The organism is Rothia sp. HC945 (genome assembly GCF_051370785.1).
Lineage (GTDB): Bacteria > Actinomycetota > Actinomycetes > Actinomycetales > Micrococcaceae > Rothia.
Window position 1 is genome coordinate 1698550 of sequence record NZ_JBFCSN010000001.1, and the last position, 15929, is coordinate 1714478.

13 protein-coding genes are annotated in these 15929 nt (G+C 63.3%); 5 read left to right on the top strand and 8 right to left on the bottom strand.

Going from position 1 to position 15929, the window contains the following annotated elements; genetic code table 11:
* Positions 1-45: 45 nt before the first annotated feature.
* From hutH to hutU, 4 genes are read right to left on the bottom strand one after another with little or no spacing between them, the layout of a single operon-like run.
* Positions 46-1620, bottom strand: a complete 1575-nt coding sequence (gene hutH, locus AB0Y14_RS07525) for a histidine ammonia-lyase (RefSeq protein ID WP_436588558.1) — start codon at positions 1618-1620, stop codon at positions 46-48.
* Positions 1617-2627, bottom strand: a complete 1011-nt coding sequence (hutG, locus tag AB0Y14_RS07530; protein WP_436588559.1) for a formimidoylglutamase — start codon at positions 2625-2627, stop codon at positions 1617-1619. Before hutG ends, hutH begins: the two co-directional genes overlap by 4 nt.
* The gene (gene hutI / locus AB0Y14_RS07535; protein ID WP_436588560.1) at positions 2620-3813 is read right to left on the bottom strand and encodes an imidazolonepropionase; all 1194 of its coding nucleotides are present in this window, start codon (positions 3811-3813) and stop codon (positions 2620-2622) included. Before hutI ends, hutG begins: the two co-directional genes overlap by 8 nt.
* Positions 3810-5492, bottom strand: coding sequence for a urocanate hydratase (gene hutU, locus AB0Y14_RS07540; protein ID WP_436588561.1), 1683 nt, complete (start codon positions 5490-5492; stop codon positions 3810-3812). Before hutU ends, hutI begins: the two co-directional genes overlap by 4 nt.
* A gap of 166 nt (positions 5493-5658) precedes the next feature.
* On the opposite strand from hutU, the gene hutC reads away from it, so the two are divergent.
* Positions 5659-6408: a histidine utilization repressor gene (gene hutC / locus AB0Y14_RS07545; RefSeq protein WP_436588562.1), complete on the top strand. Its 750-nt coding sequence runs from the start codon at positions 5659-5661 to the stop codon at positions 6406-6408.
* A gap of 86 nt (positions 6409-6494) precedes the next feature.
* Here the strand turns inward: hutC and AB0Y14_RS07550 are convergent, their stop codons facing one another.
* The gene (locus tag AB0Y14_RS07550) at positions 6495-7943 is read right to left on the bottom strand and encodes a sugar porter family MFS transporter (protein WP_436588563.1); all 1449 of its coding nucleotides are present in this window, start codon (positions 7941-7943) and stop codon (positions 6495-6497) included.
* A gap of 569 nt (positions 7944-8512) precedes the next feature.
* Between AB0Y14_RS07550 and AB0Y14_RS07555 the strand changes: the two genes are divergently transcribed.
* The 4 genes from AB0Y14_RS07555 to AB0Y14_RS07570 all read left to right on the top strand — a co-directional run bounded on the left by AB0Y14_RS07555 (position 8513) and on the right by AB0Y14_RS07570 (position 13450).
* Positions 8513-9313, top strand: coding sequence for a hypothetical protein (locus AB0Y14_RS07555; RefSeq protein WP_436588564.1), 801 nt, complete (start codon positions 8513-8515; stop codon positions 9311-9313).
* Positions 9314-9409: 96 nt separating this feature from the next.
* Entirely contained in the window at positions 9410-10285 is an 876-nt protein-coding gene (locus AB0Y14_RS07560) for a PRD domain-containing protein (RefSeq protein WP_436588565.1), read from the top strand.
* A 97-nt stretch (positions 10286-10382) separates the two neighbouring features.
* Positions 10383-11378 carry a glycosyltransferase family 2 protein gene (locus tag AB0Y14_RS07565; protein WP_436588566.1) on the top strand — a complete coding sequence of 332 codons (996 nt, stop codon included), beginning with the start codon at positions 10383-10385 and terminating at the stop codon, positions 11376-11378.
* A gap of 137 nt (positions 11379-11515) precedes the next feature.
* Positions 11516-13450, top strand: a complete 1935-nt coding sequence (locus AB0Y14_RS07570; protein WP_436588567.1) for a S8 family serine peptidase — start codon at positions 11516-11518, stop codon at positions 13448-13450.
* A 19-nt stretch (positions 13451-13469) separates the two neighbouring features.
* Here AB0Y14_RS07570 and AB0Y14_RS07575 read toward each other — a convergent pair whose 3' ends face one another.
* From AB0Y14_RS07575 to AB0Y14_RS07585, 3 genes are all read right to left on the bottom strand, one after another.
* The gene (locus AB0Y14_RS07575; RefSeq protein ID WP_436588568.1) at positions 13470-13919 is read right to left on the bottom strand and encodes a hypothetical protein; all 450 of its coding nucleotides are present in this window, start codon (positions 13917-13919) and stop codon (positions 13470-13472) included.
* A gap of 273 nt (positions 13920-14192) precedes the next feature.
* A complete protein-coding gene (locus AB0Y14_RS07580; protein ID WP_436588569.1) occupies positions 14193-14465 on the bottom strand; it encodes a hypothetical protein in 273 nt (90 codons plus the stop codon).
* 264 nt (positions 14466-14729) lie between these two features.
* Entirely contained in the window at positions 14730-15764 is a 1035-nt protein-coding gene (locus AB0Y14_RS07585; protein WP_436588570.1) for a YdcF family protein, read from the bottom strand.
* Between the last annotated feature and the right edge of the window lie 165 nt (positions 15765-15929).

Genomic DNA, 15929 nt, shown 5'->3' on the forward strand with positions numbered 1-15929 from the left:
GCGTCCGACACTCCGTTGGACGAGCGCCGGACGCATCGTTGCGGGTTACTGGAGCCTGCCCGTGACGGATTCGACGGCGTCCAGAAGGGCCCCGGACGAGACGAGCTGGACGACGCTCTCGATTTCCGGCGCGAGGAACCGGTCCGTGCCCGGTCCCTGAACTCCGGACTCCCGGATGGCCGCGATGACTCGAGCCGTCGCCGGCGATGCCTCGGGTTCTCTCAGGTCGATGCCACGCGCGGCCGTGAGGATCTCGATCGCGAGGACCCGGGTCAGACCGTCGATGGCCTTGCGCAACTTGCGCGCAGCGGACCAGCCCATCGAGACGTGGTCTTCCTGCATGGCCGAAGACGGAATCGAATCGACCGAGGCCGGATTCGCGAGACGCTTCAGCTCGGAGACCACGGCCGCCTGAGTGTACTGGGCAATCATGTGGCCGGAGTCGACACCGGCGTCGTCCGCCAGGAACGGAGGCAGGCCCCGGTTCCTCGCGGCGTCGAGGAAACGGTCGGTGCGGCGTTCCGAGATGGAGGCGGTGTCGGCCACGGCGATCGCCAGGAAGTCCAGCACGTAGGCGACGGGCGCGCCGTGGAAATTGCCGTTGGACTCGACGCGTCCGTCCAGGGTGACCACGGGGTTGTCCACCGCCGAGGCGAGTTCGCGACCGGCGACCATGCGGGCGTGCTCGATCGTGTCTCGGGCCGCGCCAGCCACCTGGGGCGAGCACCGAAGTGAGTAGGCGTCCTGGACGTAGGTGCAATCATCGCCCTTGTGGCTGAACACGATTCCGGAATCGGCGAGGATCGCGGACATGTTCGCCGCGGAGGCCGCCTGCCCGGGGTGCGGGCGGAGCGCCTGGAGGTCTGCTTGGAACACCCGGTCCGTGCCGAGCTGCCCCTCGACCGACATTGCCGCGGCCAGGTCCGCCAACCTCATCAGGCGGTCCAAATCGGAGATGGCCAGGACCAACTGCCCCAACATGCCGTCGGTGCCGTTGATGAGCGCGAGGCCTTCCTTCTCCGCGAGTTCCACCGGCTCCAGACCGGCCTCGGAGAGGGCTTCAGCCGAGGTCGTCAACTCTCCGTCCCTGGTCCTGACCGGCCCTTCACCAATCACGGCGAGCGCGCAGTGTGCCAGAGGCGCCAGGTCACCGGAGCAGCCCAGCGATCCGTATTCGTGCACCACGGGCGTGATCCCTGCCGAGAGCATTCCGGCGTAGGCCTGTGCGACCTCGGGACGAACTCCGGTGCGTCCCGTGGCCAGAGTGGACAGTCGGAGCAGCATCAAGGCCCTGATGACCTCGCGCTCGACTTCGGGGCCCGACCCTGCGGCGTGCGAGCGGATCAGGCTCCGCTGAAGCTGGCGACGCATGTTCTGCGGGATGTGGCGGGTCGCGAGCGCGCCGAATCCGGTGGAGACCCCGTAAACGGGACGTTCGAAACCGGCCAGTTCACGAATCCGTGCGCTCGTCTCGGCGATAGCCTCGAGAGCGTCGTCGGAGATGCGCACCGGGGCATCGTGACGCGCGACGTCAACGATGTCCTGGATGCTGACCGGGCCGATGCCGACGACGACCTCGCGCCTGCCCTGCTCACCGTGGCTGTGCTGGTTTTCGTTCATTGCTCCTCCTGCTGGTGCGCACTCGTGTTCTGCGCGGTGGTGGCGATGCGGTGGACCAAGCGCGCGGCGCTGCGTGCGGTCCGGCCGTCGACGTCGTACTTCGGGTTCAGCTCGGCGACGTCGCACACGGCGAGCTTGCCGCTCGACGCGACGATGTCGCAGGCCAGTTGGACGATCTCGAGCGGAACACCGTAGGCCGCGGGGGCGCTGACCCCCGGGGCGGTCGATGCCGGGAGGCCGTCGAGATCGATGGTCAGGTACACCAGGTCCACGCCGTCCAGGAAGGATTCGACGAAACGGCGGACTTCCGGCGCATGGGTCACGGAGCAGTCTTCGTCCAGCATGTACTGGACGCCGTACTTCTCGGCGGTGTCGAAGAGGATCTGTGTGTTGCTCGGCTGGCTGATCCCCAGGACGGCGTACTGCATCGCCGTGCCGGCCGCCTCCTCGGCTTCGAGCATTTGGCGGAACGGAGTCCCCGATGAGGGAACCGGGTCGGGGCGGAGATCGAAGTGGGCATCCAGGTTCAGAACACCGAGTTTCTTGCCCTGTCGAGTGGCAGAGTTCGAGACACCCTGGTACGTGCCGAACGCGATCTCGTGGCCGCCGCCCAGGACGATGGGGAGCCGGCCCTCATCCAGCAGGGTGGTCACGGCCGCGCCCAAGCGCTCCTGACCTTCTTCCATCCGGTCGTCGGTGACGGCGACCGTACCTGCGTCCCAGGCCCGAATATCGGAGTCCCGGCCGGCTATGGCGAGCCCGCCGAGGGCTGCCCGCAATGCTTCCGGACCTTCTGATGAGCCTCGACGCCCTTTATTGCGTTCGACGCCCTCGTCGCTCGAGAAGCCGAGGAAGACGACGCCGCCCCGATTCTCCGTGCGTGCTCCCTCGTACGGACGCACCACTTGGTGCCACCGGAGGTGTTCGGTGCCCTGACCGTCGGTTCTCCCGGTCCAGGCGGGCGCGGGCTCGTCTACACGAAGTTCGGGTGCCGTGCTGTCAGTCATGCTTGACCTCCGATGCCGAGTACTTGAGCCGGCCTGCTTGCCACACCGACGAGACCAGGGGAACGCCGGGACGATACGCCAGGTGAAGGTGGTTCGGCGCGTCGAGGGCCATGAGATCGGCCCGCGCACCCGGGCGCACGACTCCGACGTCCTCGCGGCGAAGTGCGCGGGCACCGCCGGCCGTTGCGGCCCAAACGGCCTCGTCGGCGGTCATGTGAAGGTCTCGCACGGCAATGGCGATGCAGAACGGCATGTTGGTGGTGTAGCTGGTTCCGGGATTGCAGTCCGCGCCGAGAGCCACGGTGACCCCGGCGTCGATCAGGGCGCGCGCATCCGGATAGGCGTTGCGGGTCGAGAAATCGGCTCCGGGCAGGAGCGTGGCCACGGTCTCGCTTCCGGCCAGGGCCTCGATGTCCTCAGAATCGATGTGGACCACGTGGTCCACGGACGCCGCGCCGAGCTCCACCGCGAGCCGGACGCCCGGCCCCTGATGCAATTGGTTCCCGTGGACGCGGGGCGTGAGCCCGTGATCGATGCCTGCCTGGAGGACGCGGCGCGACTGGTCCTCGTCGAAGGCACCCTGTTCGCAGAATACATCGATCCACCGGGCGAGCGGCGCGCAACGGGGAATGATCTCCTCGCAGGCAACCCGCACGTATTCCTCGGTGTTTCCTTCGTATTCCGGGGGCACCACATGGGCCGCGAGCAGGGTGACCTCGTCGGTCAGCGACCGGGCGACCTCGAGGCTGCGCAACTCGGCCTCGACCGATTGACCGTAGCCGGACTTGCATTCGACCGTGGTGGTTCCCGAACGCAACGACTCGTCGAGCAGGCGACGCATGTTGTCCCGGAGTTCCTCTTCGGAGGCCTGTCGGGTGTGCTTGACCGTGCCGCGGATGCCGCCCGCGGTGTACTTCTCTCCGGCCATCCGCGCCGCGAACTCTTCCGACCGGTCTCCGGAGAACACCATGTGGGAGTGCGATTCCACGAAACCGGGCAGAACGGCCCTGCCGTGGAAGTCGTGCTTGGCATCCGTGGACGGCGCCTTGTCCGCTGGCCCGACCCAGGCGACGGCGTCGTCCTCGATGACCACCGCCGCCTCGTCCACGATCCCGAGCTTTCCCCGTCCGAGCCCGGGATCGTTGGTCACGAGTTCGGATATGCCTGTCAGCAGAGTCGATGTCATGCATTGCCTTCCGTCATCGGGATGCGGACGCCGCGCTCTTCGGCAACAGTGGCCGCGTGTTCGTATCCCGCGTCCACGTGACGGATCACGCCCATCCCGGGGTCATTGGTCAGAACCCGTTCGAGCTTCTGCGCTGCCAACTCGCTGCCGTCCGCGATGCACACCTGCCCGGCGTGGATGGAACGCCCCATGCCGACACCACCGCCGTGGTGGATCGAGACCCACGATGCCCCGGAGGAGGTGTTCACCAGCGCGTTGAGCAGGGGCCAGTCCGCGACGGCGTCCGAACCGTCCTTCATGGCCTCGGTCTCACGATACGGCGAGGCCACGGATCCGGAGTCAAGGTGGTCGCGTCCTATGGCGACGGGTGCCGAGAGCTCACCGTTGGCCACCATTTCGTTGAATTTGAGGCCAGCGCGGTGCCGCTCGCCGTAACCGAGCCAGCAGATCCGTGCGGGAAGGCCCTCGTAAGCAACCCTTTCCTCGGCCATCGTGATCCAGCGACGCAAGTGGTCGTTCTCAGGGAAGAGCTCCAAGAGCGCGCGGTCGGTGGCCTCGATGTCCTTGGGGTCACCGGACAGCGCCGCCCAGCGGAACGGGCCCAGGCCCTCTTCGAACAGCGGGCGGATGTAAGCGGGCACGAAGCCAGGGAATTCGAAGGCGCGGTCGTAGCCGGCCTTGCGGGCCTCGTCCCGAATCGAGTTGCCGTAATCGAAAACCTCGGCACCGCGGTCCTGGAACTCGACCATGGCCTGCACCTGTGCGGCCATCGACTCCCGGGACTTCTTGGTGAACAGCTGCGGGTCGCGCTGCGCCTCCTGCTTCATCTCGGCGAACGGGATTTCCGTGGGGAGGTAGGCCAGCGGATCGTGGGCGGAGGTCTGGTCGGTCACGATATCGATGGGTGCATCGCGCTTGAGGAGCTCGGGGAAGATCTCCGCCGCATTGCCTTCCAGGCCGATGGACAACGGCTTCTTGGCGTCACGGGCCTCGATGGCCAGCGCCAGGGCGTGGTCCAGGTTGTCTGCCTTGACGTCCAGGTACCGATGTTCGATGCGGCGGTCGATGCGCGTGACGTCGCAGTCCACGCAGATCGCAACACCCTCGTTCATCGTCACGGCCAGGGGCTGGGCACCGCCCATTCCGCCAAGCCCCGCGGTCAGCGTGATGGTTCCGGCCAGTGTCCCGTCGAAACGTTTGCGGGCGACGGCGCCGAAGGTCTCGAACGTTCCCTGAAGAATTCCCTGGGTCCCGATATAGATCCAGGAGCCGGCGGTCATCTGGCCGTACATCATCAGGCCCTCGGCCTCGAGTTTGCGGAAGTCCTCCCAGTTGGCCCAGTCGCCCACGAGGTTGGAGTTGGCGATCAGCACGCGAGGGGCCCACTCGTTGGTCCGGAAGACGCCGACCGGCTTGCCGGACTGGACCAGAAGGGTTTCATCCGACTTCAAGGTCTTCAGGGTGCGGACGATGCCGTCATAGGCCTCCCACGTGCGAGCCGCCTGCCCGGTTCCGCCGTACACCACGAGGGCATCCGGATGCTCGGCAACCTCGGGATCAAGGTTGTTCATGAGCATGCGCAGAGCGCCTTCCTGCTGCCACCCCAGGGTGTTGAGTTCGGTACCGCGAGGCGCGGAAACCGGGCGGGCCTGGTGCTCGGGCGAAGAAACCTCGTGCATGTCGTTTTCTCCTTACGGCTGATACGGGGCATCCTGGGCACGTGGCCCACGGACACCAGCTCGATGGGACGCTTCCGGCGTCACCTCGATGCAATGTGGATCACAAAAGTTCTATACGTCGTATAATCCTGTATATACAACCTGATGTCAAGCAGACGAGGAACCTGTGGATACCCAAGAGCTCACGAGGTCGTACCTCGCCCAAGGAACGCACAGCGGGCCGGCCTACCGCCGAATCATGGAAGCGATCCTCGCCGGCGTCGAGTCCGGAACATGGTCGGCCGGCGAACAGGTTCCTTCCGAGAACGAACTCGTCGAAGCCCTGGACCTCTCACGCATGACCATCAACCGCGCCTACCGGGAACTCACGACTGCGGGCGTGCTCAAACGCGTCCGCGGCGTCGGCACCTTCATTGCCGAGTTCAAGATGCCCTCGTCGCTGGTCGAGATCCGGAATATTGCTGACGAGATCCACGAGCGAGGTCATTCCCATCGCACCGACGTGTTGTTCGCGAGGGAAGAGACGGTCGAGGAAGACGCCCCCTGGCTGTCCGCGGAGGGGATCACGGGTACGGTGTTCCACTCGCTCGTCGTCCACTACGACAACGACGCTCCCCTTCAAATAGAGGACCGTTTCGTCGCCCCCTCGGAGGCCCCCGGCTACCTCGACCAGGACTTCACGACCACTACCCCGAATGACTACCTCACGCGCGTGGCCCCGTTGACCCGGGGCAAGCACATCGTGGAGGCGGTTCTGGGAACCAGCGAGGAATGCCGCCTCCTGGAGATCGACGCGTCCGAACCCTGCCTTCTGGTTCGACGTCGCACCTGGTCCAAGGAGGGCCTGGTCAGCCTGGCCCGACTCGTGCAACCGGGGTCCCGAGGCCGCCTGGAAGGAGAATTCGGGCAGTCCTGAAGCGAGCCTCCTGCCACCGGCCGACGACGCGGGGGTCCGCAACGTAGCGGGCCCCGCCCCGCGGCCGGCGCGGCAGGAGACAGGACTCAGAGTTTCGGTGTCCTCGCCTTCTGGCGCCGCGGCACGGTCATGGAGTCGGTCTCCTCGAGGGCCACACCCTTCGTCTCAGGGATGAAGAAGTAGGCGAACGGCAGGCTGATCAGTGCGAACAGCGCGAAGAGGCCGTAGGAGAATGCGAGCGAGAAGCCCGCAAGAACCGGGAAGAGCATGCTCACGGCGAAGTTGGCCAGCCAGTTCGCGCTCGTCGCGAGCCCCATTGCCTTGGCGCGGATCGTGTTGGGGAAGACCTCGCCCAGCATGAGCCACAACAACGGTCCCCAGGTTGCGCCGAAGGAAATGACGAAGACGTTGGCGAAGACCAGCGCGAGCGGCCCCCAGGCGCCGGGGAGGGACGGGCCGCCGTCGACCGTGACCGACTGGGTGAAGGCGATCGCCATGATTCCCAGGGACACGAACATGCCGACCGATCCCGTCAGCAGCAGAGGCCGACGTCCGACCTTGTCGACCAGCCCGATCGCGATGAGCGTCACCAGAACGTTGGTCACCGACGTGATCACGGAAATGGTGAACGAATTGGACTCGTCGAATCCGACCGAGCTCCAGAGCGTCGTCGAGTAGTAGAAAATGACGTTGATGCCCACGAACTGCTGGAGGATCGCCATGATGATGCCGACCCACACGATGGGCCGGAGCCCCAGCATGCTGCCGCGGAGGGACCCGGAGTTCGCGAGACGGTCCTTTTCGATGGCGTCCCGGATCTCGGTGACCTCGCCCTCAACCTGGTCCGCGGGGACGAGCGTCTGGAGGACGTTTCGAGCGTCGTCGTGCTTGTCCTGAAGCATGAGCGAGCGCGGCGATTCCGGCATACCCCAGGAAACGACGCCGTAGACGGCTGCCGGGATGACCCCGACGATAAACATCCAGCGCCAGGCCTCGACGCCGAACCAGAGGTCGTTCGCGGCCCCGCCGGCCCCGTTGGCGATCACGGCGTCGGACAGCAGTGCCACGAAGATACCGATGGTGATAGCGAGCTGCTGCATCGAACCGAGCCGCCCGCGGGAATCCTTCGGTGAGATCTCGGCGATGTACGCGGGGGCGGTCACGGAGGCGATCCCGATGCCCAGGCCGCCGATGACCCTCCAACCCACCAAGTCCCACACCGAGAAGGCGAAGCCGGCTCCGAGAGAGCTGACCAGGAAGAACACGGAGCCGAGAACCATCGCGCGGGTCCGGCCCCACTTATTCGACACCGGCCCGGCGATCCAGGCGCCGATCGCGCAACCGAGCAGGGCGCTGGCGACGGAGAAGCCCGTCATGCCGGAGGACAAGTCGAAGCGACCTTGGATCGAATCGACCGCACCGTTGACCACGGAGGAATCGAAACCGAACAGGAACCCGCCGAGGGCTCCCGAGAAGGCGAGAACTTTGACCCGGCTACTGGCCTTCGCGGCCGAAGGGGATGGACTATGACTCATGGTGCTCGCTCCTCAAAGGGGGATAGGGGTCGCTCCACCGGAAATTATGGTCCAACCTACTCCTTATAACCAGTCATCGCCCACCACGGCTCGGAGCGACGCGAAAACCGCGGAAGCATCGTGCGCTGAGCAGCGGAGCACGGTGCAGCGGGTGCCCGATCTGGCGGTCGCATGATGTGGCGGTTGCTTATTCTGGCGGTTGCCCGATTCAGTGGCGTTTTCCCCCGTTACGTGGGGGTTCAGCCACCTCCTGACGCGGGAAAACACCTCTCTTTCGGGCAACCGGCTCTCTTTCGGCGGGTCGGAGGCCCGAAGCACGTCGGCACCGCCGCCCCGCCCCTCGGAGCCGCCCGGAACCCCCTCGCAGGCGGGGACCGCACGAAACTGCCACCTCGGCACTTCAGGCTCGGACCGTACGCTCGGACCGTCGCACCGAACCCGCGGACCTCGTCGGCGCACCCTCGTCACAATGACCAAACCGGCCCTGACAAGGCACGCCATGGCCCGTCCCAGGTGTATTCGAAGCCGTCCGACTGTGTAGGGTGGAGCACAATTCTGGAAGGAGAGCCATGGCCGATTCTCGCGAGCCGAAACCCAAGAAGTCCGCGACGTCCGACTCCGCGTCTCGACCGGGCAGAGGCACATCGTCCCGCCCCGCATCCCCCGGACCCGAGAGCGCGGAGGCGGCACCCGCCGACAAGTCCGCAACGTCCCAGACCCCCGGCGGAACGGGAAAGCCCTCGCGATCCGGCGGTCCCGGCGGGTCCGGCAAGTCCGGCGGCTCCGACAAGCCCCAGTCCGCTCGCGGACCCGGAAAGCCTCAGGCTTCCGGCCGGAAACGATCGAATCGCAAGGCATCGAAGCAGACCGGCTCCCCCAAGTCTCCGGGTCCGGCCCAGACGCGCAACAAGGCTGGCAACACGACGGGGAACAACCGGGCGGAGCGGCCCACCGCGTCGCCGAAGGCGAACGCGAATGGTGCGCCCGCCGAGACCCCTCAGGAACAGGGCAAGCAGGCTCCGTCGGAGCGGCCCACGAACGCCAAGGGTCCTGGCACGTCGGCGGCCGCGGCAGCCGCCAGCTCGACTTCGAGTACGGGAGATACGGACACGCCAAACACCGGTGCACCCGGTAAGGAACAGGCCGCGACACCTCGGAACGGCGGGAAGCAGACAGCCGCACCCGGCGCGGGGCAGGGCAAGAAGTCCCCGGGCAAACCTCAAGACAAGCACCCGCAGGATCCCCGCCGCCCCAAATTCCCCGGAAGCACAGCCAACAAGGTTTTGCTGACCGGCTTGCTCGTCATCGGCTTCGCGCTGTTGATCACGGTCCTGGTGATTCTGATCGGATTCCCGCTCATGGAGTTCTAAGGGACGAACTCACCATTTTCTGCCCCGCCGTAAGATGAACCGGGAAGCGGCGGGGCACACAACTTCCACCACGCCGGGAGGAAGGAAGACTCAGGGATGCGAATCCACCGCATTTACAACAACAATGTGGTCCTCGCATGTGAAGATTCCGGCGACACCGTGGTCATGATCGGCCGCGGCCTGGGTTTCGGCAAAAAACGGGGAGACCCTGTGGACCCGGACAGGGTCGAACAAAAATTTGTCCCCGAATATCAGGGGGAAGATCATCTCACGACCCTCTTGTCCGACATTCCTCCCGACGTCCTGTCCGTGGCGACGGAACTCGAGACCATGGCGAGGGCGCACCTCCAGTCGAACATTTCCCATTCCTTCATCCTCCCTCTCGCCGATCACATCAATTACGCTCTGATTCGCGCGAGGGAGGGGCTCCGCATCGAATACCCATTGAGCGTGGAAGTCGGTCAGCTGTATCCGAAAGAAGTCGCATTCGGGCAAAAAGCCATTGGCGTGATCAACGAGCGCTTCGATACGGATCTCCCCGAGGACGAAGCGACTCCGCTCGCCCTGCATCTGGTCAATTCCCAGTTCGCGACCGCTGACCTTGTGAAGACCTTCAGAATGACGGAAGTCTTCACCCAGATCTTCGAGATTATTTCCTCCGCCTACGGGTACCAGGTCAACCAGTCGCACCTTTCCGTGGCCCGATTCGTGACCCACTTGCGCTACCTCTTCGTCCGCGCCGAGCAAGGAAAGGCCTCCAGGACCCAGGACCCTGCGTTCCCTGCGGTCCGGGACGCCGTCCGCGGTGGATACCCCCGGGCCTACGACTGCGCCCACAAAGTGTCCCTGCTCCTGCAAATGCACATGGATCAGGAGCTGACGGAGGATGAACACACCTATTTGACGATGCATATTGCGCGACTCGCCACGGACTTGTGGGGAGAGAGCTCGTCGACACACCACGCTTCCTGAGCCGTTGAGTCGGCGACAGATTCTCGGAAGACCCATTGGCAACCTTAGAATATGAGAACGATCCTGCACCTTCAGCGCTCCCAATAGAAGGAAGACCGTGACTTCACCCCAGAGCCCTCGGACATCCGTCATTATGCCGGTTTACAACACGGAAAAACGTGTTGTCTCGGCGATAACTTCAGTTCTCGCCCAGACCGACCCGGACTTCGAGCTGCTGGTCATGATCGACGCTTCTCCGGACCAGTCGTCGGAGACCATTCATCGATTCCTGTCCGAGCACCCGGACTCTCGGGTCAGGGTCTTCGACAATCAAACCAACCTCGGCGTCTCCGGGGTTCGCAATCAGGCGCTGGATGAGGCAAAGGGACGATGGGTCACGTTCATCGACTCGGACGACCGCTACCGCCCGAATTTCCTGTCCACCATGCACGCTTTCGCTCAGACGCACGACGCCGATTTGGTGGTCTGTGGGCACACTTTGGTGAGCACGGACGGGTCCCACCGGGACCGTTCGGCCGGATCGACGGGAGCACGTTCGGGAAACCAAGCCGGTCTCGAACTCCTCGAAGACAACCTCACACCGTATGTCTGGGACAAGCTGATTTCCGTTGATGCCATTGCGGACGTCCGCTTCCCCATGGACATCCACCGGGCCGAGGACGCCGTGTTCAGCCTGGGTGCGTACACAGGCTCGGAACGGATGGCCGTGATTGAGCCCTCCCTGTACGAATACACGGTCGACGCGAACTCGGCGACGTGGGGGAAAGTCGTACCGGTCGAGGAAAGCGACAGGCTCCTGGAACACCTGAGCCAACAGGCCGGGCCCCTGCTGGACGAGCCACAAGGACTCAGTGCATTCAAGATTTCCTGCATACTGACCTACCTCAACAATGCCCAACAGGCCATTGGTCTCGACAAGGCAGAGGGAGGCGAGATCATTTCCCAGTGCCAACGCAGAATCTCCTGGAATCAGATCGCCGCCGCCCTCCGAATCAAGCCGGTTTTCGGATTCGCGGGAATTCTGCTCAAAGCCTCTCCCGCCGCCTATCGCCGGCTCTACGGCACGTACGTTCGGCGAATGTACGGTATTTGAATCCGAGTCTTTAATTGACAAGAGACAAGCCCTGAACAAAAATTTGGCGCGAGACCCCACTCACCCCCGAAACCTCGGGTGGGGCCTCAACACTCGATTCATCACTCCATCTCTCGCACCTTTGACCAAGGGTTTACATGCGCACATTTCGCACTGTGGCCGGAATCTGCCTCGTGGCAGGCATCGCCATCTCAACCGTTCCTTCCGCCTTCGCTGCTCCCCCGAGCGGACCGACGAATCAACAACAGTCCCAGACCAAGTCATCGGGTGATTCTTCACTCGCCCAGGCTTCGGGCCAGGCCAAGGAGACCCCCTCGACCGTCGAACCGACCACGGATCGTCTGGTGGTCAGGTTCAAAGATTCCACGCCAGAGGACACCAAGTCTCAGCTCCTGCAGAAGACGGACGACGTCGCCCCCTCCGAAACCTCGAAGCTTCTCAAGGCGACGGCCAACCAGTCCGATGTCGTGCAGATGTCCAAGAAGCTGGATGAAGCCGCGCAGGACAAGGTTGTCTCGAAACTCGAGGAAGATCCTGCCGTGGAGTATGCGGAACCGGACAGGATCGTCAAGAATGCGGCGTCGTCCTACCCCAGTACCCCGAATGACCCGATGTACTCGTCGAACCAGTGGAACCTGAGAACCATCGGCGCCTCGGGAGCCTGGCAGCACGCAACGGGCGCCGGGCAGACGATTGGCGTCGTCGACACCGGGATCACGGACCACCCGGATCTCAATGCGAAGGTCACGGGCGGATACGACTTCGTCTCGCCTGACTACGACAGGGACGGTACGAGCGGTCGCGACGGGGACCCGAGCGATCCCGGGGTGCTCAACGATTCGGAGAACTGGCACGGGACCCACGTCGCCGGGATTGCCGGGGCCTCGACCAACAACGGCATCGGGATTTCCGGCGTCGCCCCCGACGCCAACATCGAACCCGTCCGCGCCCTCGGCATCGGGGCATCCGGCTACGAATCGGATTTCGCCGATGCCATCACCTGGGCCTCAGGGGGAGCCGTCGCAGGAGCTCCGGCCAACCCCCAACCGTCGTCCGTGGTCAATTTTTCGGCCGCCTGGGACGGACAGTGTTCCGCGACCATGAAGTCCGCCGTCGATGGGGCCCATGCGCGGAATGTTCCAGTGGTCGTCGCCGCCGGAAACGCAGGGGTCAACGCGAACGATGTGACGCCGGCGAATTGTCTCGGCGCGGTCGTCGTCGGGGCCTCCGCCTCGACCGATGTCATGACCGGGTACTCGAATTGGGGCCCGATGCTGGATGTTCTCGCGCCGGGCGGGACTACGGGTGCGGACATCTACTCCACGTACAACACCGGTAGCGAGTCGCCCGCGCAGGCCAGCTACGGCCCGCTCAACGGGACCTCGATGGCTGCACCGCACGTCGCCGGCGTCATCGCCCTGATGAAGCAGCGCGACCCGGGTCTGGACGTGGAGAGCATCCGGAATACTCTGGTCAGAACCGGCGCGGGCGTGAGCGGGTACTCACGCATCAACGCGGAGGCAGCGGTGGGCGCGGTCGAGTCGGTCGACAGCGGGCCCGTGGTCGTCAACGGGATCAAGGAGCTCTACGACGCCCAGGGCGGGGCCGCGAAGTTCGGGACCCCCAGGAACAACGAGAGCGGCGGACTGGTGGACGGTGGTGTCTTCCAGGAGTTCAGCAACAACTACACCATCTACTGGACTCCGTTCACGGGCACGCACTCGGTGAATTTCTCGGGCGCCATCGGTGCCAAATTCCGTGACGGCGGGTACGAGAACACCTACGGCTACCCCACGTCAGAAGAGGTCAGCGCCGACGGGTACGCGTACCAGTGGTTCCGAACCGCATCCGGCCAATCGAACCTCATGATGTGGACCCCGTCCGACGGCGCCCACACCATCATCGAGACCGGTGCCATCGGCGGTGCCTGGATAGAGAACGGCCGCGAACAGGGTTGGGGCAAGCCGACGACGGACGAGTTCCAGGGCGCGGACGGGAAAATCCACCAGAAGTTCAGCAATGGCGTCGAGGTGACGTGGACCAGCGACGAGGGTATTCGCGTGCTCGGCTGATCCTGGCCTTGGCACGGAGTCATCCGGATGCTGACTCATACTCGCCGATGTAATCCCTGATGGATGACCGGCAACTCGGAATGCAGAATAGGATGATCATGCTGGCGCCGATCGCGCATTGCAGACATCGGATGATGGGCTGCCACGGCACAGCGGGCTGGAAGGCCAGAAGACCGTAACCTAGGAAGCTGATGACGGCGTAGACAATGACGATAGCCAGCACGTGCCGGTTGCGGGCTTGCACCAGTTTGCGGGTGTAGAGCAGTGAGTTGATCCAGCCCAAGGCAAACAGGCTGCGCAGGGCGAGGATGAAGACCACCGCTTCGTGGGTGCGGATGCAGAAATCCGAATACTGCGGAAACAGGATCCACGAGAGGACCAGTGCAAGAAGCGAGAGTCCGATGATTCCGTAAACGAAGTACAGAAATGGTTTCAGGGCTCGGCGCACGGCGCGCTCTCCCGGTTTCACGGCTGATGGGGCTTCGGAATGGTGCGGGTGTCCGTCCAAGGACCGGCGTCGTGGCCGCATACAACGACTGTGCTCTCCCGGCTCAGCTCCCATAGCCGCGAGACCACGATATGCCGTCGTTCGTTGTCCAGTCCCGCCAACGGCTCATCGAACACGCTGATGGGTGCGGCCCGCAGGTGTTCAGTTAATCCTGAATGGGCAGGCCCCACGTGCTGACCTCTTGGTCCACCAGCGTGGACTGGTTGCCCCATCCACGTTCTTCCAGCGATGTACTCAGCTGTGCAAGGATACGTCGTCCCGATCCTGCTGTGATTTTTCTGCACGAGACAACAGGTCGCACCACCCGAGCAGCTCCTGCATCTCGTTTGAACCATCGCGACCGCAACCATTCCGGATTCGGGTCAACGAGTACGACCCGGCGTTGGTGGCAGCGATGGCGACTTCGGTTTTCGGAGCTTTGACCATCGTGAGCGTGGCAGCCACTGCGGAGACGTCTTCCGGAGTGGTTGCAACAGTCACAGCAGTCCGCGTGGACATGCTGGGCATACCTTCCTGAGTCGGTGCGACACCCTGCTCACCATTGACAAACGCCGAAGCGCCCGCGGAATCCAATTCCGGCGGGACACAGCAATCTCCGAATGCGACAGCCCGACCATGGTCGAACGAGACGGATCAGCAGTCTCAGTGGCTATGGAACGGCCAGCGCGGAAACACACAGAGGCCACTCACGGATCACAACGAAACGCTGGGGTCGATCCCTTGATGAGAATCAATCGGAAAGATCCTATGAATATCTATTGCTTCCTGGGTCTACAACGACAGCACCAGCCACAGTGCCGCCGCAATAATCAAAGGAGAGCAAGCAATACCATTGAGCAAACGGTACTGAACGATAATGGCAATAAATTCCCGAATAAAAGCACTCGGGACAAAATACCGAGCCGTAGGAGATCCGACAACAGTCGCATTGATCCCCGCCCGACGAGTCAGGCTCGCAGCCCGAAGGACGTGGTAATTATTGGTTACTACAACACACTCGTCCATTCGATCAGCCCGGGAAATGATCGATTCCGAAAACCGAATATTCTCCCAGGTAGTACGCGACTTCTCCTCTGGATAGACATCAGCTGGATCAGCGCCCTGCTCAAGCAAGTACTCTGCCATCGCTTGGCCCTCTGGTCGTGATTCATCACTGCCCTGCCCACCAGACGGAACCACAATGGGTCGCCCAGTGTCCTCAGCGGCGGTGGCCCCGTAAATCTGAAGAGCCCGGTCGAGACGACTGCGCAACAACGGAGACACTGCCCCGTTGATCAGCCCGGAGCCAAGAACAATAATTGCTGAAGGATGCACTTTGCGAGACATCCTGCCGTACACAATTGAATAGAATGCGAAAGAAACAAATGCGAGACTGTAATAGGCTATTATAAAGACTATAAAGAAACCTATTGATGCAGCAACAATATTCAGTGGGTAAGGTATCCTGCTCAGCGAAAACAAGCCGAAAAGAATTGCAGGAACAACCAGTATTAGCACGCCAGAAATTAGAGACAGCAAGTTCCCCAATCTGCGCCCCTCGTGCCTCAGCATCACGATTCCGTTTGCAATAAGAGCGATCGACAGAATCAGCACTGCCACCGGAACCAGAAACATTGCGGCAATAACGAGAGTCCAGGCAAACGGCACAACGCTCGCCAAAACGATTAACCCAAGTAGCGCCAGAGCGCTCACGCCGATCGTCAAGAATACGCCATTGCGCAACATGCGAGGGTCCTTGCGTCGCCCCCACCCGTAGAGCGCGAAAAAGAAGCCGGCAAGGACAAGGAGGGTAACGCCAATTTCCATGCATCAATCCTGACATAATCCAACACCAGGACCCACCACCGCGATCATCGCAGGGATCACGCCGGGGTGAAACTCACGCAATGAAGACATTGGCAAGATTGAACCACTCGACCATGGGTTCTCCGGGTCCTGGTTCCACGTTTACCGACGAGCACCGGCTCATTG